Source organism: Streptomyces sp. AcH 505, assembly GCF_000818175.1.
In the GTDB taxonomy this organism is placed as follows: domain Bacteria; phylum Actinomycetota; class Actinomycetes; order Streptomycetales; family Streptomycetaceae; genus Streptomyces.
Window position 1 is genome coordinate 6734416 of sequence record NZ_JTIY01000001.1, and the last position, 21228, is coordinate 6755643.

At 70.2% G+C, this 21228-nt stretch carries 20 protein-coding genes; 14 read left to right on the forward strand and 6 right to left on the reverse strand.

What is annotated here, in order from left to right:
• Both HY68_RS29540 and HY68_RS29545 read right to left on the reverse strand, forming a co-directional pair.
• Positions 1-660, reverse strand: a 660-nt coding sequence (locus HY68_RS29540) for a Clp protease N-terminal domain-containing protein (protein ID WP_052457223.1), incomplete at its 3' end; no start/stop codon positions are given.
• 103 nt (positions 661-763) lie between these two features.
• Positions 764-1792 (reverse strand): LacI family DNA-binding transcriptional regulator, encoded by a 1029-nt coding sequence (locus HY68_RS29545; protein ID WP_041994609.1) that lies wholly within the window; start codon positions 1790-1792, stop codon positions 764-766.
• A gap of 320 nt (positions 1793-2112) precedes the next feature.
• Between HY68_RS29545 and HY68_RS29550 the strand changes: the two genes are divergently transcribed.
• Complete coding sequence (locus HY68_RS29550; RefSeq protein WP_041994612.1) at positions 2113-4065, forward strand: S53 family peptidase; 1953 nt, start codon at positions 2113-2115, stop codon at positions 4063-4065.
• An 83-nt stretch (positions 4066-4148) separates the two neighbouring features.
• On the opposite strand, the gene HY68_RS29555 is transcribed toward HY68_RS29550, so the two are convergent.
• Positions 4149-4394, reverse strand: coding sequence for a hypothetical protein (locus HY68_RS29555; protein WP_041994615.1), 246 nt, complete (start codon positions 4392-4394; stop codon positions 4149-4151).
• A 19-nt stretch (positions 4395-4413) separates the two neighbouring features.
• Complete coding sequence (locus tag HY68_RS29560; RefSeq protein WP_041994618.1) at positions 4414-5559, reverse strand: inorganic phosphate transporter; 1146 nt, start codon at positions 5557-5559, stop codon at positions 4414-4416.
• 174 nt (positions 5560-5733) lie between these two features.
• On the opposite strand from HY68_RS29560, the gene HY68_RS29565 reads away from it, so the two are divergent.
• The 3 genes from HY68_RS29565 (at position 5734) to HY68_RS29575 (ending at position 11628) form a co-directional block, all read left to right on the forward strand.
• On the forward strand, positions 5734-6501 hold the full coding sequence (locus tag HY68_RS29565) for an SDR family oxidoreductase (RefSeq protein ID WP_041994621.1): 768 nt from the start codon (positions 5734-5736) through the stop codon (positions 6499-6501).
• A 466-nt stretch (positions 6502-6967) separates the two neighbouring features.
• The gene (locus tag HY68_RS29570) at positions 6968-9871 is read left to right on the forward strand and encodes a carbohydrate-binding protein (protein ID WP_041994624.1); all 2904 of its coding nucleotides are present in this window, start codon (positions 6968-6970) and stop codon (positions 9869-9871) included.
• Positions 9872-9891: 20 nt separating this feature from the next.
• On the forward strand, positions 9892-11628 hold the full coding sequence (locus HY68_RS29575; RefSeq protein ID WP_052457310.1) for a ThuA domain-containing protein: 1737 nt from the start codon (positions 9892-9894) through the stop codon (positions 11626-11628).
• A 119-nt stretch (positions 11629-11747) separates the two neighbouring features.
• On the opposite strand, the gene HY68_RS40160 is transcribed toward HY68_RS29575, so the two are convergent.
• On the reverse strand, positions 11748-12404 hold the full coding sequence (locus HY68_RS40160) for a hypothetical protein (protein WP_041994627.1): 657 nt from the start codon (positions 12402-12404) through the stop codon (positions 11748-11750).
• A 341-nt stretch (positions 12405-12745) separates the two neighbouring features.
• On the opposite strand from HY68_RS40160, the gene HY68_RS29585 reads away from it, so the two are divergent.
• From HY68_RS29585 to HY68_RS29595, 3 genes are read left to right on the forward strand one after another with little or no spacing between them, the layout of a single operon-like run.
• Positions 12746-12997, forward strand: coding sequence for a hypothetical protein (locus tag HY68_RS29585; protein ID WP_041994630.1), 252 nt, complete (start codon positions 12746-12748; stop codon positions 12995-12997).
• Between the two features lie 2 nt (positions 12998-12999).
• Positions 13000-13377 (forward strand): toxin Doc, encoded by a 378-nt coding sequence (locus HY68_RS29590; protein WP_041994633.1) that lies wholly within the window; start codon positions 13000-13002, stop codon positions 13375-13377.
• 36 nt (positions 13378-13413) lie between these two features.
• A complete protein-coding gene (locus HY68_RS29595) occupies positions 13414-13731 on the forward strand; it encodes a hypothetical protein (RefSeq protein WP_041994636.1) in 318 nt (105 codons plus the stop codon).
• Between the two features lie 10 nt (positions 13732-13741).
• On the opposite strand, the gene HY68_RS29600 is transcribed toward HY68_RS29595, so the two are convergent.
• Entirely contained in the window at positions 13742-14470 is a 729-nt protein-coding gene (locus HY68_RS29600; protein WP_041994639.1) for a class I SAM-dependent methyltransferase, read from the reverse strand.
• A 69-nt stretch (positions 14471-14539) separates the two neighbouring features.
• Here HY68_RS29600 and HY68_RS29605 point away from each other — a divergent pair, with 69 nt between their 5' ends.
• The 7 genes from HY68_RS29605 to HY68_RS29635 form a co-directional block, all read left to right on the forward strand.
• Positions 14540-14857: a hypothetical protein gene (locus tag HY68_RS29605; protein ID WP_241778712.1), complete on the forward strand. Its 318-nt coding sequence runs from the start codon at positions 14540-14542 to the stop codon at positions 14855-14857.
• A 128-nt stretch (positions 14858-14985) separates the two neighbouring features.
• Positions 14986-15921, forward strand: coding sequence for a hydroxymethylbilane synthase (hemC, locus tag HY68_RS29610; protein ID WP_041994642.1), 936 nt, complete (start codon positions 14986-14988; stop codon positions 15919-15921).
• An 89-nt stretch (positions 15922-16010) separates the two neighbouring features.
• Positions 16011-17444 carry a polyprenol phosphomannose-dependent alpha 1,6 mannosyltransferase MptB gene (mptB, locus tag HY68_RS29615; RefSeq protein ID WP_041994645.1) on the forward strand — a complete coding sequence of 478 codons (1434 nt, stop codon included), beginning with the start codon at positions 16011-16013 and terminating at the stop codon, positions 17442-17444.
• Positions 17445-17449: 5 nt separating this feature from the next.
• Positions 17450-18673, forward strand: coding sequence for a glycosyltransferase 87 family protein (locus HY68_RS29620; protein ID WP_241778802.1), 1224 nt, complete (start codon positions 17450-17452; stop codon positions 18671-18673).
• Between the two features lie 62 nt (positions 18674-18735).
• Complete coding sequence (locus HY68_RS29625; RefSeq protein WP_078864019.1) at positions 18736-19041, forward strand: MerR family transcriptional regulator; 306 nt, start codon at positions 18736-18738, stop codon at positions 19039-19041.
• A gap of 241 nt (positions 19042-19282) precedes the next feature.
• Entirely contained in the window at positions 19283-19486 is a 204-nt protein-coding gene (locus HY68_RS29630) for a cold-shock protein (RefSeq protein WP_014061102.1), read from the forward strand.
• A 264-nt stretch (positions 19487-19750) separates the two neighbouring features.
• On the forward strand, positions 19751-21228 hold a 1478-nt coding region (locus HY68_RS29635), incomplete at its 3' end, for a DEAD/DEAH box helicase (RefSeq protein WP_041994654.1).

A 21228-nucleotide genomic window follows, 5' to 3' on the forward strand; every position in this document is an offset into this window, starting at 1 on the left:
CGGCGCCGCCGCACCCTCCTGGGACGTCACCTGCGCGCGCAGATGGACGTAACCGGCCAGCGCCGCGGTGACGGCGCGGCGCACCAGCCGGGGCTCGGCGCCGAGGCCGCGCAGCACCTGCCCCGCCGTGCCGTCCGGCTCGGCGGCGAGGCCGAGCAGCAGATGCTCACAGCCCACGTAGTTGTGACCCAGGGAGGTGGCCTCCGTGACCGTCAACTCCAGCGCGGCGGCGGCCTCCACGCTGAGCTGAGGATCCCCGCCGTCGCCGGCCCGGCCGTCCTGCGCGGTCCCGGCGCGCCGCAGGCCGAGGTCGCGGGTGACCTGGGTGGGGGGAATCTCCATGGCGCGCAGCACCTGAAGCGCGAGGTTGCCGCCCTCGGCCACCACGGCGGCGAGCAGATGGCCGGTGCCCACCTGCTCGCCGGACGAACGCGCGTCCGCCACGGCGAGCTTGAGCACCGTGCGGGTGCGCGAGGTGAAGTGGGAGAGGGCTCCGACGGGTTCCTCGATGTCCAGCCCGCTCAGGACGGTCTCGCGGATGGCGGTCACCCGCCGAACCGCCTGTTCGAGCGCGCGCTGGCAGACGGCCGACACCGGCACCCCGGCGTCCTTGACCGCTTCCGCCAGGTCGTCCGGCAGATACACATTGATTTTGGGCATGACGGACCGCTCCGATGCTGGATCGACGATGTACCCCCAGCATAACCCCAGAGGGGTTATGGGGTAAGGGGGCAGGTCGGTACGGGCGGTCTCGGCGGCCGGATCAGGCGGTGCCCCGGTGGGTGAGGGTGGTCGGGAGCGTCAACTGGCGGTGGCTCTTGGCCGGGTCGCGGATCTCGTCGAGCAGCAGCCGGGTGATGGACCGTCCGATGTCCTCGGTCGGCTGGCGCACACTCGTCAGGGGCGGCACGGTGTGGTGCGCCACGATCGAGTCGTCGAAGCCGACGATCGCCACGTCCTCGGGGACGCGCCGGCCGCGCCGGCGCAGCTCGGTCATCGCACCGGCCGCCATCACGTCGGAAGCGGCGAAGACCGCGTCGATGTCGGGCCGCCGGTCGAGCAGTTCGCCCATGGCGGCCCGGCCGCCGTCCTCGGTGAAGTCGGCGGGGGCCACCAGCGTTTCGTCCGGCCGTACGCCGAGCTCGGTGTGGGCGTCGCGCCACCCCTGGAGACGGCTGTGGCCCACGTCCATGTCCAGCGGCCCGGTGATCGTCGCGACCGTACGGCGCCCCTTGCCGAGCAGGTGGCGGACGGCGGACGCGGCCCCGCCGAGGTTGTCCGCGTGCACATGGCTGAGGGCCTCGGCCGGTGAGCGCCGGCCGGCGAGCACGGTCGGGATCTGCATCTTCTCCAGCAGCGCCGGCAGCGGATCGTCCCGGTGCACGGCGACCAGCAGCACCCCGTCGACCCGCTGCGCCTCCAGGAACCGGGTCAGCCTGGTCAGCTCACGCGGATTGCGGACGAGGATCAGCAGCAACTGCATCTCCGTGTCGGCCAGTTCCGTGCTCACCCCCCTGATGACGGCGGAGAAGTACGGCTCGGAGGCCAGCCGGCTCTCCGACTCGGGGATCACCAGCGCGATGCTGTCGGTCCTGCTGGTGACGAGGCTCCGCGCCGCCGGGTTGGGCACGTAGTTGAGCTCGGCGATCGCTGCCTCGACGGCCTTCCTGGCCTTCGGGCTGACGCCGGTCGAGCCGTTGACGACCCGGGAGACCGTGCCCCGGCCCACGCCGGCCAGCGCGGCGACGGCCTCAAGGGTCGGTCTCTGGCCCTGCCGGTTGCGGGGGTTCATCTGTTCTCCTGCTCCGTGATGTCTGTGGAGAGTCTTCCATAATCGACTGGGAGCGCTCCCAAGGTGCACGGGAATGCCGCTGGCCGGTTTCCGTGCGTGGACGCAAGCCGTCTTTCCCCGACATGACGGTCCGTTGCCGGACATAGCGGCGATGTGCCCGCCTGACCTGGCCAGTTGGTGGGCGCATGGGCGGCCTTTGGGGTTCCCTTGGCCAATGCATGTACCCCATATGAACAGTTGATCGACAGAGTGGCTCATTGCGTGTGGCCACCAACTACCTCGCCCCGCCACGCGCGTTCACTAGCAACGCAGGGGGTTCTATGAGATCCAGCCGACCGCGCCTGCGGGCCGGACTGGCCTGGGCAGCGACACTGTCCATGGCCACCGGTGCCCTGGCGCTCGGTATCCAGTCCGCCGGAGCCGACAGCGGCCCCGCCGGACGCGCCGCCCTCCACGGCATCAAGCCGCTCTGGGCGACGCAGCAGGCGGACCGTGGTGCCGCCCCGGATGCCGGCAAGATCACCGCTCGCGTCTATCTCGCCGGACGTGACGCCGCTGGTCTCGCGCAGTACGCCAAGGAGGTGTCCGACCCGAACTCCGCCTCGTACGGCAAGTATCTGAGCGCGAAGCAGACGGCGGCCCGCTTCGGTGCGAGCGAGCAGCAGATAGCCCAGGTCACCGCCTGGGTGAAGTCCGCAGGACTCAAGGTGACCGGCACCAGCCGGCACTACCTGACGGTGAGCGGTTCCAAGGCGGCGGTGGAGAAGGCGTTCTCCGTCAAGCTGCACAAGTACGCGAAGGGCAGCAAGACGTACCGCGCGCCCGACGCGACACCTTCGGTGCCGGCGTCGCTGGGCGGCGCCGTCCTCACGGTGACCGGTCTCGACAACGCGCCGCGCAAGTCGCACCACGACGACACGCTGCCGCCGCCGGACGCCGTGTTCCGCAACGCCGGTCCGTTCTCGACCTATTACGGGTCGAAGACGGACAAGAAGCTCCCGTCCGCCTACGGTTCGAAAGCGCCGTACGCGATCAAGGGCTACACCGGCGAGCAACTGCGGGCCGTGTACGGAGGGAAGAACTACTCCGGCAAGGGTGTCACCGTAGCCATCACGGACGCCTACGCGTCGCCGACGATCGCCAAGGACGCCGGCGAGTACGCGAAGCGTAACGGTGACAAGAAGTACCGTGCGGGACAGCTCTCCCAGGTGCTGCCCGCCGACTACAACAGCACCGAGGAATGCGGAGCCTCCGGCTGGTACGGCGAGGAGACGCTCGACGTCGAGGCGGTCCACGCGGTCGCTCCCGACGCCGACATCACCTACGTCGGCGGGGCTTCGTGCAACGACGACGATCTGCTCGACTCGCTCGGGAAGATCGTCGACGGGCGCCTCGCCGACATCGTCTCCAACTCCTGGGGCGACGTGGAGGCCAACCAGACACCGGCCGCCGCCGCCGCCTACGACCAGGTGTTCCAGACGGGCGCCGTCGAGGGCATCGGCTTCTACTTCTCCTCCGGCGACGCGGGCGACAATGTCGCGTCCACCGGTACGAAGCAGGCCGACGTTCCCGCCAACTCGGCGTGGGTGACGGCAGTCGGCGGTACGTCGCTGGCCGTCGGCAAGAACGACAAGTACAAGTGGGAGACCGGCTGGGGCACGCTGCTGGCGCCCCTGTCGGACGACGGCACCAACTGGACGGACTTCCCGGGGTCTTACACCTCCGGGGCGGGCGGCGGCACGAGTGCCACCGTGCCGCAGCCGTTCTACCAGAAGGGCGTCGTCGCCGATTCGCTCTCGAAGGCGAACGGCACCACCGCCCCGATGCGTGTCATCCCGGACATCGCGGCCGTCGCCGACCCGAACACCGGGTTCCTCGTCGGTCAGACCCAGACGCTCGCCGACGGCACGCAGGGGTACGACGAGTACCGCATCGGCGGTACCTCGCTGGCCGCTCCGGTCATCGCGGGCGTCCAGGCGCTGGCTCAGCAGGCGCACCACGGCCTGCCGATCGGCTTCGCCAACCCCGGCATCTACCAGCGGTACGGCACGTCGTCCTACCACGACGTGAACGACCACCCGCTGGGCGCCGGGCAGGGTCTCGCCGTTGTCCGTAACGACTTCGTCAACGGGCAGGACGACGCCGACGGCATCTCCACCTCGCTGCGTTCCCTCGGTCACGACAGCTCGCTGTCCGCGACCCCGGGATACGACAACGTGACGGGCGTCGGCAGTCCGGCGGCCGGCTACGTGAAGTCGTACAGCAAGAAGTAGCGGGACACGTCAGCGCGAAGGCGGCCCCCGCGTGATCCACGCGGGGGCCGCCTTCGCGCTGTGCGCTCCTTCGCGCCGTCCGCTCAGTGCAACTGCGGGATGATCAGATAGAGCCCGTACGCGACGACGGCGGCGCAGGCGAGGAAGCAGAGGCCGGCGACGGCGGTGGCGGGTGTCGCCGCGCGCCGTGTCGTGGCGCCGCCCGCGCCGCTCTCCTCCTCGCCCGAGCCGAGGGCGCGCACCCCGAGCGAGAAGACGATCACGACGCCGACGGTGACACCGATGCTGACGAGTGCCACCTCGCCCAGCGAACTCCAGTCGAGACTCATCGGGATTCCTCCTGCCTGATCAGGCGTGCGCCGCTGTGGCGTCGGTGCGGACGGCCACGGCGTGGTCGTCGTTGACATTGCCCGAAGTGACCGGGTTGCGGCGGGACATGAACACGATGAACGCGGCGGCGGCCGCGGCCACCACGGCGATCACGACCGTGCCGGCCGTCCCGCCGTGCACGACGGCGCTCGCTGCGACCGCGCCCACCGCGGCTGCCGCGGGAAGCGTCACACACCAGGCGACGACCATCCGTCCCGCCGTGCCCCAGCGCACCTCGGCGAGCCGCCTGCCGAGCCCGGCGCCGAGGATGCCGCCCGAGCACACCTGGGTGGTGGACAGGGCGAAGCCGAGGTGGGCCGAGGTGAGGATGACCGTGGTCGCCGCCGACTCGGCGGCGAAGCCCTGCGGTGCCTTGATGTCGGTGAGGCCCTTGCCCATCGTCCGGATGATCCGCCAGCCGCCGAGGTACGTGCCGAGGCCGATGGCGAGTCCGGCGGCACCGATGACCCACACGGGCGGTCCCGCGTCATGGCCGAGCGCGCCGGCGGAGATCAGGGTGAGGGTGATGACGCCCATCGTCTTCTGCGCGTCGTTCGTCCCGTGCGCCAGGGAGACCAGCGAGGCCGAGGCGATCTGGCCGAGCCGGAAGCCCTTGTTGACGGACGACTCCCGGCCCTTCGAGGTGATCCGGTAGGCGAGATAGGTCGCGAACAGCGCCGCGAGCCCGGCCACCAGCGGGGAGGCCAGGGCCGGGATGAGGATCTTCTCGACGACCTGGTCGAAGTGCACACCGTGCTGTCCCGCGCCGACCCACACCGCGCCGATCAGCCCGCCGAACAGGGCGTGCGAGGAACTGGACGGCAGCCCCAGCAGCCAGGTCGCCAGATTCCAGATGATGGCGCCGATCAGCCCCGCGAAGATCATGCCCGGTGTCACCAGGCTGTCCTCCACGATGCCGCCGGAGATCGTCCTGGCGACCTCGGTGGAGAGGAAGGCGCCCACGATGTTGAGTACGCCGCTGATGAGAACGGCCACTTTGGGACGCAGCGCGCCGGTGGCGATCGACGTCGCCATCGCGTTCGCCGTGTCATGGAATCCGTTGGTGAAGTCGAAGGCCAGAGCCGTCACGATCACCACTGCCACAAGGAAGGTGATGTGGTCCATCCGCCTCATACAAGCGCAGCTACACGTACCCCAGGGAAATCCGATGTGAAGACACCACGTGCGTCCCCCCAAAGGACGACAAGGATCACCGGGCGCGGTGATTGGACCGTACGGTCCATCGCAGCTTAGAGTGAACCGTACGGTCCATTAAATCGCGGAGAAAGGCTCGTCACCATGGGAACTCTGGACGGCAGGACAGTGCTCGTGACCGGTTCGACCAGCGGGATCGGCCGGGCAATCGCCCTGCGGCTCGCCGCCGAAGGTGCGTACGCGATCGTGAGCGGCCGGGACGCGGACCGGGGCGGCGCCGTGGTGTCGGCGATCCGCGAGGCGGGCGGCCGGGCCGACTTCGTGGCCGCCGATCTCAGCACGGCGGAGGCGGCCCAGGGGCTCGCCGCCGCCACTCTGGAACTGGTCGGAGGGCGCCTCGACATCCTCGTCAACAACGCGGGCATCTCGCCGGGGACCGCGACGCTGAGCCTCGACGTGGCGACCTACGACCGGGTCATGGACCTCAATGTCCGCGGGCCCGTGTTCCTCACCCAGGCGTTGCTGCCCTCGATGCTGAGCCGGTCGCAGGGCGTCATCATCAACATCGGGTCCTGGGTCGCCCAGGTCGGCTTCATCGGCGGCGCGCTCTACTCGGCGAGCAAGGCGACGCTGGAACAGCTGACCCGTGGCTGGGCCTCGGAGTTCGGCGGCCAGGGCATCCGGGTCAACGCCATCGCGCCCGGCGTGATCATCTCCGACCCCGAAGGACCGGAGGCCGAGTTCCGGCACAAGATGGTCGAGGACTCACCCTTCGGACACGCGGGCAGCGTGGCGGACATCGCGAACGCCGCCGCGTATCTGGCGGGCGACGGCGCGGGATACGTGCACGGTACGACGCTGGTCGTCGACGGCGGTGTCCTGGCGACCCGGCCGGGCCCGCGCCTGGGCTGAGTGCGGAGCCGCCGTCCCCCAGGGCTCATTTCTGCCGCGACTCGACCAAATCCTTCCCGGCCCCTCCCCGCCTCCTCCGGCGGGGACCCGCCACCCTCGCGGAACTGAGTGTGCGATGCACGTTTCCGGTAACCGAAACGTTTCATTCCGTGCACTCCCGACATCGTCCCTGGCCCCGCGTCCGCGCTCAAAGTCGTTGCCGGATGCATGAGTTGGGTGGGCCGTTCGGGTATTTAGATACTCCCTTGACAAATTACGGTCACGTTGCCAACATGCAAAAACTCCTTGAGTACCTGCAATTACCGGCACGCGTTTCGAAAGTTCGCCTGAGATCGGTACGGCTGTCGCCTGGGTGAAGGGACATCACCCAGGCCGCAGGTTCCTCCCCCCAAGTGACACGGCAGCGCGGTCGATGTGACGCGCGCCCATGCCTGACTCACCCCCGCAAGGTCAGGAAGGAAGCTCCATGTCAGGACTGCCAGGAAAGCCAGGGAAGCACAGACAGTCATGGCTGAGATGGGTCACGGCGCTGGCGATGCTCGTCGCCGGCGCCGCCGTCAGCCCGGCGGCCGCCGCAGCCGCCCCCGCCGCCAGGACCGCCGCACCCGCCGTGGTCGCGCACCCCGAGGACGCTGCCGCGATACCGGCAAGCGACTACCAGCAGGTGCAACTCGCCCTGGGCGGTGCCGAACTGGGTGAGGCGATGTCGCTCGCCGTCCTCCCGGACCGAGCCGTCGTGCACACGGCGCGTGACGGCACACTCCGGTACACGGACGCCGCGGGCAACACCAAGACCTCGGCCAAGCTGAACGTGTACACGCACGACGAGGAGGGGCTCCAGGGCGTCGCCGCCGACCCCGGCTTCGCCAGCAACCGCTTCCTCTACCTGTACTACTCGCCGCGGCTCACCACCCCCGACGGCGACGCGCCGGTCACCGGCTCCGCCGCCACCTTCGACCAGTGGAAGGGACACCTCAACCTGTCCCGGTTCACTCTGAAGACCGACGGCACCCTCGACCTGGCCAGCGAGAAGGTCCTGCTCGAAGTGGCCAACGACCGTGGCCAGTGCTGCCACGTCGGTGGTGACATCGACTTCGACGCGCAGGGCAACCTGTATCTGACGACGGGCGACGACACCAACCCGTTCGAGTCGAGCGGCTTCTCGCCGATCGACGAACGGACCGACCGTAACCCGCAGTTCGACGCCCAGCGCTCCTCGGGCAACACCAACGACCTGCGCGGCAAGGTCCTGCGGATCAAGCCCACCGCGGCCGGCGGCTACACCATCCCGTCCGGCAACCTCTTCGCACCCGGCACCGCCAAGACGCGGCCCGAGATCTACGCGATGGGCTTCCGCAACCCGTTCCGGATGTCCGTCGACAAGGCCACCGGGATCGTCTACCTCGGCGACTACGGTCCGGACGCCGGTGTCACCGACGCCAACCGCGGCCCCAGCGGTCAGGTCGAGTTCAACCGGATCACCTCGGCGGGCAACTACGGCTGGCCGTACTGCACCGGCACGAACACCTCCACCGAGACCTACAACGAGTACACCTTCCCGAGCGGTCCGTCCGCCGCGAAGTACAACTGCGGCGGTGGCCCCGCCAACAACTCGTTCCGCAACACCGGTCTGGCCACGCTGCCCGCGGTCAAGTCCGCCTGGATCAGGTACGGCGGTGACGCGGGCTCGCCCGCCGAGTTCGGCGGCGGCTCCGAGTCCCCGATGGGCGGCCCGGTCTACCGCTACGACGCGAACCTCAACTCGGCTGTGAAGTTCCCCCAGTCCCTGGACGGGAAGTTCTTCGCCGGTGAGTACGGCCGCAAGTGGATCAAGGCCATCACGGTCAACGCCGACGGCAGCCCCGGCACCATCGACGCCTTCCCCTGGACCGGCACCCAGGTCATGGACACCGCCTTCGGACCCGACGGCGCGCTCTACGTCCTCGACTACGGCACCGGGGCCAACAACCAGGCCCTGTACCGCGTGGAGTACGTCGGCGGGAGCAACCGCAACCCCGTCGCCGTGGCCGCGGCCAGCAAGACGTCAGGACCCACCCCGCTCGCCGTGAACTTCTCCTCGGCGGGCAGCTCCGACCCCGAGGGCAAGGCCCTCACCTACGCGTGGAACTTCGGTGACGGCGCCACCTCCACCGCCGCCAACCCGTCGCACACGTACACGACCACCGGAACCTTCCGGCCGACCCTGACCGTCAAGGACCCGGAGGGACTGACCGGCAGCGCCAGCCTCGTCGTGACCGCGGGCAACACCGCCCCGACCGTCACGCTGACCACACCGAACGACGGACAGCTGTTCTCCTTCGGTGACACGGTTCCCTTCACCGTGACCGTCAGCGACCCCGAGGACGGTGCCATCGACTGCGCCAAGGTCAAGGTCACCTACCTGCTCGGCCATGACGTCCACCAGCACCAGATCACCTCGAAGAACGGCTGCACCGGCAGCATCGCCGTACCCGTCGACGGCGAGCACGACAGCGCCGCCAACATCTACGGCGTCCTGGACGCCGAGTACACCGACGCCGCAGGGCTGACCACGCACAACCAGCGGGTCCTCCAGCCCCGCCACCGCCAGGGTGAGCACTACGGTGCCCAGTCCGGCATCGAGGTCGCGGCGCACGGCACGGCCGAGGGCGGCAACACCGTCGGCTTCACCGACAACGGCGACTGGATCTCCTTCAAGCCCTACGCCCTCGGCAACGCGAACAAGATCACCGCACGGGTCTCCTCCGGCGGTGTGGGCGGCAGCCTGGAGGTACGGGCCGGCTCGGCCACCGGCACCCTGCTCGGCACGGCCACGGTCGCACCGACCGGCGGCTGGGAGAACTTCGTCGACGTGTCGGCCAACCTGAGCGGCGCACCCTCCGGCACCACCGAACTGTTCCTCGTCTTCAAGGGACCGACGGGCCAGGGCAACCTCTTCGACCTGGACGCCTTCACCTTCGCCACCGGCACCACCGGCGGCGGCTCCAGCCAGACGGTGGAGGGTGAGTCCTTCACCTCCAACTCCGGTGTCCAGGCCGCTGATCACGCGCCTGCCAGCGGCGGCAAGACACTCGGCTACATCGAGAACGGCGACTGGGCCGGCTACGCGTCCGTACCCACGGCCGGCACCAAGACGTTCTCGGCCAAGGTCTCGTCCGCCGGGCCCGGCGGCACCATCACCGTCCGCTCGGGTTCGGCGACCGGCGCCGTGCTCGGCACCGTCGCCGTCCAGCCCACCGGCAACTGGGAGACCTTCACCACCGTCTCCACGTCGCTGACGGGCACGGCGTCCTCCGGAGCGCTCTTCCTGACCTTCACCGGCGGCTCCGGGTCCCTGTTCGACATCGACACGCTCACCCTCACCAAGTGACGGGCGGGAAAGGGACCATGATGAAAGTGCTGCCCCTGCGGCTGAGACGGCTGTCCACCGCCTCCGCCTCGGTGATCGTCACCACGCTCGCCCTGGTCGGGGCGTTCCTCACCCCCGCCATGACCGCGCAGGCCGCCGACCCGGCGTACAAGGTGCTCCTCTTCTCCAAGACGGCCGGGTTCCGGCACGACTCCATCCCGGCCGGCACCCAGGCCGTACGGGAGATCGGCGCGGCCAACAACTTCACCGTCACGGCGACCGAGGACAGCAACGCCTTCACCGCGTCCAACCTGGCGCAGTACAAGGCGGTGGTGTTCCTCAGCACCACGGGCGACATGCTGACCGACGCGCAGCAGTCCGCGCTGCAGACGTACGTCGCCGGAGGCGGCGGCTACGTCGGCGTCCACGCGGCGGCCGACGCCGAGTACGAGTCGCCGCAGTACGAGCAGCTCGTCGGCGCCTGGTTCAAGAGCCACCCGGCGATCCAGCAGGCCACGGTGCGCACCGAGGACCGTGCCAACCCGGCGACCGCCCACTTCGGGCAGACCTGGGCGCACACCGACGAGCTGTACAACTACCGCACCAACCCGCGGGCCAACGTGCACGTCCTGCAGACCCTCGACGAATCCAGCTACTCCGGCGGCGAGATGGGCGGTGACCACCCCATCACGTGGTGCCACCCGCAGGGCGGCGGACGTTCGTTCTACACCGGTCTCGGCCACACCATCGAGACGTACGCCGACTCGTCGTTCCGTACGCTGCTGCTCGGCGGCATCCGGTACGCGGCCGGCTTCGCCAAGGCCGACTGCCGTCCGGACAGCGGGTACACGAGCCTGTACAACGGCTCGACGACCGGCTGGTCGCAGGCAGGGCCCGGCAGCTTCACCAACACCGACGCCACCCTCACCTCCACCGGAGGCATGGGGCTGCTCTGGTACCGGGCGAAGGAGTACGCCTCGTACTCCCTGAAGCTGGACTGGAAGCTGGCGGGCGACGACAACTCCGGTGTCTACGTGGGCTTCCCGGCCTCCGACGACCCCAACTCGGCCGTCAACCAGGGCTACGAGGTGCAGATCGACGCGACGGACAGCGCCGACCGCACCACCGGGGCCGTCTACGGGTTCAAGTCCGCGGACATCGCGGCCAGGGACGCGGCGCTCAACCCGCCGGGTCAGTGGAACACCTACGAGCTGCGGGTGGAGGGCGAGCGCCTGCAGGTCTTCCTGAACGGCGCGAAGATCAACGACTTCACCAACACCGACCCGGTCAGGTCGCTGAAGCAGGGCTACATCGGGATCCAGAACCACAGCGGGGACGACGACGTGTCGTTCCGCAACATCCGGATCAAGGAGCTGGGCGGCACCACCCCGACCAGTTCGACCTACGAGGGCGAGTCGTACACCTCGGGATCCGGTGTGCAGCCCGCCGACCACGGCCCCGCCAGCGGTGGCAGGACGCTCGGCTACATCGAGAACGGTGACTGGGCCGGCTACTCCCAGGCGAGTCTGAACGGCGTCAAGTCCTTCACGGCGAAGGTCTCTTCGGCCGGCGCTGGCGGTACCGTCCAGATCCGCTCGGGCTCGGCCACCGGACCGGTGATCGGCTCGGTCGCCGTCCCCAACACCGGTGGCTGGGAGACTTTCCGGACGGTCTCCACGACCCTGCCGGGAACCGCCACGGGGCCGCTCTACCTCACCTTCACCGGTGGGGCGGGGTCCCTGTTCGACATCGACACCATCACACTGACGCGGAGCTGAACCAGGCTTCGCAGCAGGCACGTTCGCATCCGGCAGGGGCGGGCCCCGGGGAGACCTGGGGTTCGCCCCTGCCGGATGCGGTACGTGTCACCCGCGCCGTGCGTCCGATGTCCGCGACGTCAGGAACGGGTGCGGTACAGACCGCGTCCCGCGCGGTCGGCGCGCGAGGTGGCGACGAGCCGGTCGAGCGTGCTGCGCACGGCGTTGATGTTGCCGGGGGAGTCGTCACGGCCGAGGGCGGCCGCCACGTCACGGGCGCGTACGGCGTCACCGTTCGCTGCGGCGAGGATCGCGACGACCTGCTCGGTCAGCCCGCTCGGGTTCTTGTCCTGTGCCGCCGCGGACGCCTTCGCCGGCTTCTCGGCCGACGCCTTGGCGCTCTTCGGTGTGCTGTTCTTCTTCGCGGCGGGACGCTTGGCCGTTTCCTTCTTGGCCTCGGCCTTCGGCTCCGCCTTCGGGTTCGCCGCCTTGCGGGCCTTGCGACGGGCCGGGGCTGCCGTGCCGGCTGCGGCGGAGGAGTCCTCCTGCGCCGTGTGTTCGGCTTCCGCAACCTCGTCCGCGGGCGCCGCGACGGCTGCTGCCTCTGCCAGCACGTGCGGTGCGTCGGACAGCGCCACCAGGGCGGTCAGCGCGGAGCGCACCGACTCCAGCCGGTCGGTCACCGCCGCCAGTTCCTTTTCCAGCGACTGCTGGTGAGCCTCAAGACGAGGAAGTTCCGTCTTCAGGAGGGCTGTTGTCGTTCCGACGCTGTCCGGTGTGCCGGATGTCGATGTCATGGTGTCACCTTTCCATTCAGAACCACCGATTGTTGCCCCCGTTGGCGGCCGCTGCCGTGCAGCCTAAGCGGTGTGGGAACCAATGTAGTTGACACCGGCGGTGAAGTTGACACCGACGACCTGTTGTTGTGGCTGTTCAGGCTCCTCGCGGGGCTGCGGCACGTACGTAACTTCGACTCCCGACCGTACTGACACTGCACGGCCGCCGTACGCACTTCCCACCGGCCGGCCCTCTCCGGCACACCGCGCGGTCCGTCGTCCCGTACCACCCGGGTACCCGGACAGATGCCCGATGAACTGCGGCTATTCCGGTCCAGGTACCCGGGTGGTACGGTCAAAGGATGGCAGCTCTCAATGTGGACTTCCCCGACACGGAACTCCAGGAGATCCGCGAGATCGCCTCGGAGCGCGGCATGACGATGAAGGCGTTCGTCCGGGCGTCGACCGCCGACGCCGTCGTACGGCACCGGGCCATGAAGGAAGGCGCGGACGTCTTCCGACGCGTCTTCGGCGACACGGCCCTCGCCGACGCCATCGCGGACGCCGGTATCGACGACGGGCCCGGCCGCGGTTCCGCGGGACGGGCCGCCTGACCGTGCCGCCGGTCCTGTACGTCGACGTGCGCTGGCTGCTGCATCAGCAGGAGAGTGTCCTGCCCGACCACCCCGTCGTGTCCGACTTCTCCGCGCTGGTCGCCGCCGTCGCCCGGCACCGCGTCGATCCGCCGCGGCTCGGCATGGATTCAGATCCCGCCTGGCGGGCAGCAGCACTGCTGCACACACTCGTCGTCCTCAAGCCACTGCCCGCCTACAACGTACGGTTCGCCTGCGCCGTCGCCATCGCCTACATGAGCATGTGCGGCGAGGGCGTGGACGCGCCGTACGGTGAAATCGTCGAACTCACCAAGCAGTTGACCGCCGAGAAGACCGACGTCTTCGACGCGGCCGACCGTATCCGGTCCTGGCGGATCTGAGCGCGTCCCGCCGGCGCCGTCTACCAAGGAGTCCGTATGACCACCTACGTCATCACGATCCCCGGCACGTTCCTGGAGGAGCTGACCGAGGACTCCCGCGCCACGCTGGTGGCCCGGCTGCGCCCTGCGGACCCGCAGAACACCGCCCTCGGCGAGGCGGAGGAGCTGGACATCCTCAGCGTCAACGAGAACGGCACTTTCAACATCCGGCTGGAGGTCGAGGCCGACAACAACCACGCGGCCGAGGCCGAGGCGAAGCGTCTCGCGGGCGCGGCCCTGCACGACGCCGGCCTCTCCGAGGACCGGGCACCGCTCGGGCCCGCCGTGGTCACCGGCATCGACGGCGACTTCTGAGCCGCCGCGCTCACTCCTTGCGCGCCACCACCACGGCGCACCGCGGACCGCCGTCCGGCCGCGCACCCAGCTCGGTCAGCGGCAGCAGCTCCGTGACGAAACCCGCGTCCGCCAGTTCGGCCAGCACGTCCGGCAGCCGGAAGGTGCGGTAGTACATGACGAACGTGGGGTGCCAGAGCGCGTTGCGCAGCCGCATCCCCGCGTCGAACGCCCACAGCGCCCAGTAGAGCCGGCTGCCGACGGGCGGCGGCGCGGGGAACGGGAAGACGAACAGCCCGCCCGGCCGCAGCGCGGCATGGGTCTGCGCGAACAGCGCCGGCCGCTCGCCGGGCAGGAAGTGCCCGAACGCCCCGAAGCTCGTCGCCAGGTCGTGGACCGGGCCGAAGGGCAGCCGCCGCGCGTCGGCCCGTACGAACTCCACGGCGGGCCCGTCCGCGGCAGCCGGCTGGGCCTCGCGGGCCGCCGCCAGCATCCCGGCACTGAAATCGACACCGATGACCCGCTCGTCACACAGCTGCCGCAGCGCCCCCACCCCGGCGCCGGTGCCACAGCACACGTCGAGCCCGGTACGGAAAGGGCCCAGCGGCCGTACCGCCTCCACCACCGCGTCCAGCAGATACCCCGGCGTCCGGAACGGTGTCAGGTCGAACTTCGGAGCGAGCAGGTCGTAGCCGTGCTCGATGGACGACAGCGCCTGGACGGCGAGTTCGCGGAGGGTCGGGCCCTTGGGGGTGAACATCGCGGCCAGCCTAACCGCCCGGCGTACGGACCGCTTTCCGGGGCAACGGGATGGACAAGGAGGTGCCCCATGACGGAGCACACACACGACGGCCGGCCCACAGCACACACCGGCCGGCTCGCGCCGCACACCGGACACGACGACAAACCGATGTCCCCGCTGGAGCCCGGCACGGTCCAGCGAGGCCAACTCCGGGCGCGTACGGCGGACATCGCGTGGACGGCACTGTGTGTCGTCCTCGGCGCGTGGGCACTGTTCGAGGCGGTCGGCGTCATCAGGGGTGACACCGACGCGTGGATCTTCTGCGCCGTGGCAGCGGTGCTGTTCGCCGTCGCGTTCTGGACCCGCCTGGCAGCCCGCAAGGCCCGGGCCCGCACCCACCTGTGATCATTCACCACCGAGCCCCCTCGTCACCACCGAGCCCCCTCGTCACCGCTGTGCCACCTCGACGAAACTGAGCGTGCCCGGCCGGGCGGGGCGCGGACGCTCCCTTCTGACGGGCTATCGTTGGTGCCATGTCCGTCCCAGAGCTGATCCGCATCGTCTCCCGCGACTCGCCCATGGCACTGGCCCAAGTGGCACGTGTACGCGCCGAACTGGCCGCGCTGCACCCCGGGATCGCCACCGAGGTCGTCCCGGTCAGGACGACGGGGGACAAGTGGATGGGCGACCTGTCCCAGGTCGAGGGGAAGGGCGCCTTCACCAAAGAGGTCGACGCCGCCCTGCTCGCCGGTGAGGCCGATCTCGCCGTGCACTGCGTCAAGGACATCCCGGCCGACCGTCCGCTGCCCGCCGGTACGACCTTCGCCGCCTTCCTCAAGCGTGACGACATCCGCGACGCCCTCGTCCACCCCGGCGGGCTCACCCTCGACGAGCTGCCGGACGGGACCAGGATCGGTACGTCGTCCGTCCGCCGTGTCGCCCAACTCGCCGCCTCCCACCCGCAGCTGGAGTGCGTACCGTTCCGCGGCAACGCCAACCGCCGGCTGGAGAAGCTGGCCGCGGGCGAGGCCGACGCGCTGCTCCTCGCCGCCGCCGGGCTCGACCGGATCGGCCGCCGTGACGTGATCACGGAGGTCCTGTCGACCGAGGCGATGTGCCCGCCGATCGGCGCCGGTGTGCTCGCCCTGCAGTGCCGTCAGGACGACACGGCCACCATCGACGCCGTCAGCGACCTCGGCGACCCGGACACCTACCGCGAGACCACGGCCGAACGCATGTTCCTCCATGTGCTCCAGGGCCACTGCAACTCGCCGATCGCCGGGTACGCCAAGGCCCACCGCAACGGCGACCTCTCGCTGCGTGCCTGCGTCTTCACGCCCGACGGCAAGACCGTGCTCAACGCCCACGAGTGGGCGGGCCCGCTCGACCCGGCCACCCTCGGCACCTCCGTCGCCGTGACCCTGCTGCGCCAGGGCGCCCGTGAACTGATCGACGCCATCGACCACTGACGGCGGGTCCGCCCGCAATTCAACTGGGCGACGGGCCACGGTCATATGGACGCCCGCACCGGTGTCATCGCGCCTGCGAGTGTCCACGGATGCTCGCCCTGAACGTTGACGTGGACCCCGGCCGCTGCCGGACGCTCGGATTCGTGGGGGCCGTCGCGATCATGGCCGGCGGACTCACGGCGGGCGCCCTGCCGGTCCGTGAGGAGTTCGTGCCGACCTCTGGGCGGGTCGCCCTCGGCCTGCTCTGTGTCTACTTCGGCATCGTGCTGCTGATAGCGGCCTGGTGGTGGCTCGGCCGCAGCGTACGGGGGCCACGGCCGCCCGCCCCGCGCGAGCTGACGACGACGCTGCTGGTGTGGGCGGCGCCGCTGGTCCTCGGCCCGCCCCTGTTCAGCAGGGACGTCTACAGCTATCTGGCGCAGGGCGCCATGGTTCATTCCGGCATCGACGTGTACAGCCACGGCCCCGACCGGCTCGGCGGTCCGCTCGCCGCCGAGGTCGCGCCCGTCTGGCGGCACACCCCCGCCCCGTACGGCCCCGTCTTTCTCGCCGTCGCGGGCAAGGCCGCGGGGCTCGCCCGGCTCGACGTTCCCGCCGGGGTCCTCGGCATGCGGCTCGTGGCCCTGCTCGGCGTCGCCCTGATGATCGCCGTCCTGCCGACCCTGGCCCGCCGCTGCGGCGTCGATCCGTCCGCTGCCCTGTGGCTCGGGGCGCTCAACCCCCTCGTCCTGCTGCATCTGGTGGCGGGAGCACACAACGACGCCCTGATGCTGGGCCTGCTCGGCCTCGGCCTGGTCGCCGCCCTCGGCGCCCGTCCCGTGCCCGCGACCGTCCTGATCGCACTCGCCGCGCTGGTCAAGGCTCCCGCGGCGCTCGGACTGCTCACCGTCGCCGCCCTCTGGGCCGGGCAGCTGACCGGCCGGGCCCGCACCCTCAGAGCCCTGGCGCTGACCTGCGCCGTCGCACTGGCCACCACCGCGGCCGTGACGGCGCTCGCCGGCACCGGTTACGGCTGGCTCGGCGCCCTCGGCACCCCCGTGTCGGCAGGGAACTGGTCGCTGACGAGCGGGCTCGGCCGGCTCAGCGGCATGCTGCTGGACGCGACGGGCAGCGGACTCGGCCATTTCGCACTGCCGCTGTGGCGGCTGCTCGGCGTGCTGGCGACGGCCGCCGTGGTGGTCACACTCTGGCTGCGCCGCGAACGCACCGGCGTGGTCCACGCGCTCGCGCTCGGCCTGCTGACGCTCTTCGCCCTCGGCCCCGCCCTGCGGCCCTGGTACGCGCTGTGGGGGCTGTTCCTGATCGCCGTCTCCGCGCCGCCCGGCCGGCTGCGTCGATGGGCGGCGGCCGGCAGCGGTGTGCTCGCCCTCGGACTGCTGCCGGACGGACTGCCGCCCGGCGGCCTGCAACTCGCCCTCGCCATCTGCGGCGGAATACTGGCGCTGCTCGCCCTGTGGTGGATGTTCCTGCTGGCACCCGCCGACACCACCCTGGCGGCGCCGCTGCCCAGGACCGCCTCGTGAGACGGCTGCGTACGGCGCTGGAGACGCCCGCCGGACGGCCCGTCGCCGCCGGCCTGCTGATCGCGGCGACGGCCGCCTTCCTGGTGACCGTCCCGCTGTTCCGGCACTTCTTCGACGTCGGTGTCTACTACGGCGCCGTCGGCGACTGGGTCCACCACGGCGGCCGTATCTACGACTACCTCAGCCCCGGCACGCACTACGGCTTCACCTACCCGCCGTTCGCCGCGGTCGCCATGCTGCCGATGGCGCTCGTGCCCTGGCCGGCCGCGGTGGCCGTCAGCATCACGCTGAGCCTGGTGGCCTCGGCGCTGCTGCTCCACTGGCTGGCAGCGCCCGCCGTCCGGCGCGAGCGGTGGGTGCGCTGGTTCGCCTTCGCCGTCATCGGCTGCCTCTTCGCCCTGCTCGAACCCGTCAACGACACCTTCAGCTTCGGCCAGGTGAATCTGGTGCTGTGCGCGCTCGTCTTCGCCGACGCGCGGCTGCTCGCCACCGGACACGGCAAGTACGCGGGCGTCGGCATCGGACTCGCCGCCGCCGTCAAACTCACCCCCGCGCTGTACATCGGTTATCTGCTGGTCACCGGACGGCGCAGACAGGCCGCGACAGCGACGGCCACGGCGGCGGGGGCCACCCTGCTCGCCGCGCTGATCGACCCGGCCGCCTCCCGCACCTTCTGGTCCACCGCCCTGTGGGACACCGGCAGGGTCGGCTCGCTCAGCTATGTCTCCAACCAGTCGCTGCAAGGAGTCCTCGCCCGGCTCGGCCCGTACGGCGACAGCAGGGCGCTCTGGCCGGCGTGCGCCGCCGTCGTCCTCGCCGTCTGGGCGTACCGCTGCCGCGCCGCCGTCCGCGCGGGCGACGAACGGGCCGGCTTCGCGCTGACCGGCCTCGCCGCCTGTCTCGTCTCACCGGTCACCTGGGTGCACCACCTGGTCTGGGCGCTGCCGGCACTGCTGCTCGTCACCGACTCGGCCCTGCGCCGCCGCCACCGTGGCCTGCTCGTCGCGTGCGCCGTGTCGTACGTCCTCCTGTGCGCGAGCGTGGTCTGGCTGTGGCGGGCGGACTCCGGCGGACTCGACGCCTTCCTCGGCTCGAACACCTACGTCTGGATCACGCTCTGGCTGCTCGTGGCACTGCCGTTCGGCCGACCCGAATCTGTACCGGCCACGACAGCCATACGCCAGTATGGTGGGGAGAGAATCTTCCGTAGCGACCAGAGGCACACGTGACCCAGGCATCCCGGCCGAACACCGCCGACCGGCTCGACGACGACGATTACCCCGCTTACACCATGGGCCGGGCCGCGGAAATGATCGGCAGTACCCCCGCCTTCCTCCGGGCCATCGGCGAGGCGCGGCTGATCGTGCCGCTGCGCTCCGAGGGCGGCCACCGCCGCTACTCCCGCTACCAGCTGCGGGTCGCCGCCCGCGCCCGCGAACTCGTCGACCAGGGCACCCCGATCGAGGCGGCCTGCCGCATCGTCATCCTGGAGGACCAGCTCGAAGACGCGCTGCGGCTCAACGACGAACTGCGCCGCTCGGCGGGGGACGAGAATAACTACAGCGGCGATGACAGAAAAAAGGGCAATACCCGCTGACGTTTTCCGGCGCCGCGCCGGGCGCTTAAACACTTGCCGTCCCTTCACGCTCGCACCGTGCTACTGTTGATCTCAGTTGCAGTTGTGGTTCCCAGAGACTTCAAGTGCCCCCATCAGCGTCCTGTGCTGTGGGAGCACTTTCGTATTTCCGGTGGATAATCTCCGGACGGGGTAATCATTGCGGCGACGCGGGGTACGCACAGTGCGGACCCCGGGGCACTGCCCCGAAGGAGAAATTGATATGGCTAGTGGCACCGTGAAGTGGTTCAACGCGGAAAAGGGTTTCGGCTTCATCGAGCAGGACGGCGGCGGCGCTGACGTCTTCGCCCACTACTCGAACATCGCCGCCCAGGGCTTCCGTGAGCTTCAGGAGGGCCAGAAGGTGAACTTCGACGTGACGCAGGGCCAGAAGGGCCCGCAGGCCGAGAACATCGTTCCCGCCTGACGCTGAACGTATGACGTAGCTGGGGCCCGCACCTTGGGTGCGGGCCCCAGCTCGTTATTTTTTTGCGTTGCCAGGCCTCCGGCCAGGCAGCCGCGCTCCGCCCGCTGCCGGCGGATGCCCTATGAATTCGACGCGCCGCGCCCGGCAGATTCCCGACCGGCCCGTCTTCTTTTCTTTGTTTACTCCGGCTCGTTCTTGCGATTCCTCGGCCATGTTTTCACGCCGGGAATTCCTCGATACGTGCCGCATCGAGGAAGGTTCCCCATGAACCGCGCAGGTCGCACGAACGACCGTTACACCCGTACCCGCTCAGGCGGTTCCAGCTCCGGCAATTCCGGTGCCGCCGGCCGCTACCGCTCGCAGGCCCCGAGCCGCTCGGGAGCGTCCGGCAGGTCCGGCGGCTACGGCCGCCGCCCCGCGGCGCTGCAGGGCGAATTCGCACTCCCCGTCACCATCACCCCGCCGCTGCCGCCGGTGAGCACCTTCGCCGAGCTGGACATGCCCGAGCCGGTACTGAAGACCCTCGCGGGCCTCGGTATGAACGAGCCGTTCCCGATCCAGGCGGCCACCCTGCCGAACTCGCTCGCGGGACGTGACGTACTGGGCCGTGGCCGGACGGGCTCCGGCAAGACCCTCGCCTTCGGCCTCGCGCTGCTGGTCCGGATCGCCGGACAGCGCGCCGAGCCGCGCAAGCCGCTCGCCCTGATCCTCGTCCCCACCCGCGAACTGGCCCAGCAGGTCACCGACGCGCTCACCCCCTACGCCAGGTCGCTGTCGCTGCGGCTGGCCACGGTGGTCGGCGGTATGTCGATCGGCCGGCAGTCCAGCGCGCTGCGCGGGGGCACCGAGGTCGTCGTCGCGACCCCCGGACGGCTCAAGGACCTCATCGAGCGCGGCGACTGCAAGCTGGACCGGGTGAGCATCACCGTCCTCGACGAGGCCGACCAGATGGCCGACATGGGGTTCATGCCCCAGGTCACAGCCCTGCTCGACCAGATGAGCGCCGAGGGCCAGCGGATGCTGTTCTCCGCCACCCTCGACCGCAACGTCGACCTGCTGGTGCGCCGCTACCTGCACGACCCGGTCGTCCACTCGGTCGACCCCTCGGCCGGTGCCGTCACCACGATGGAGCACCACGTGCTCTACGTGCACGGCGCCGACAAGTACGCAACCACCACCGAGATCGCCGCCCGCGACGGCCGGGTGCTGATGTTCCTCGACACCAAGCACGCCGTGGACCGGCTCACCGAGCACCTGCTGAACAACGGCGTACGCGCGGCGGCGCTGCACGGCGGCAAGTCACAGCCGCAGCGCACCCGCACGCTCGCCCAGTTCAAGACGGGCCATGTGACCGTGCTCGTGGCGACCAACGTCGCCGCCCGCGGCATTCACATCGACAACCTCGACCTCGTCGTCAACGTCGACCCGCCGAGCGACCACAAGGACTATCTGCACCGCGGCGGCCGTACGGCACGCGCCGGCGAGTCCGGCAGTGTCGTCACGCTCGTCCTGCCCAACCAGCGCCGCGAGATGACCCGGCTGATGTCCGACGCCGGTATCACCCCGCAGACCGCCCAGGTCCGCTCGGGCGAGGCCGAGCTGAGCCGGATCACCGGCGCGCAGGCGCCCTCCGGTGTGCCGGTCGTCATCACGGCGCCGGTCTCCGACCGCGCCAAGCGCGGCGGCGCCTCGTCGTCCCGTGGCAGGCGCAGCAGGCCCGCCCAGGGCCGCCGCAGCGCCAC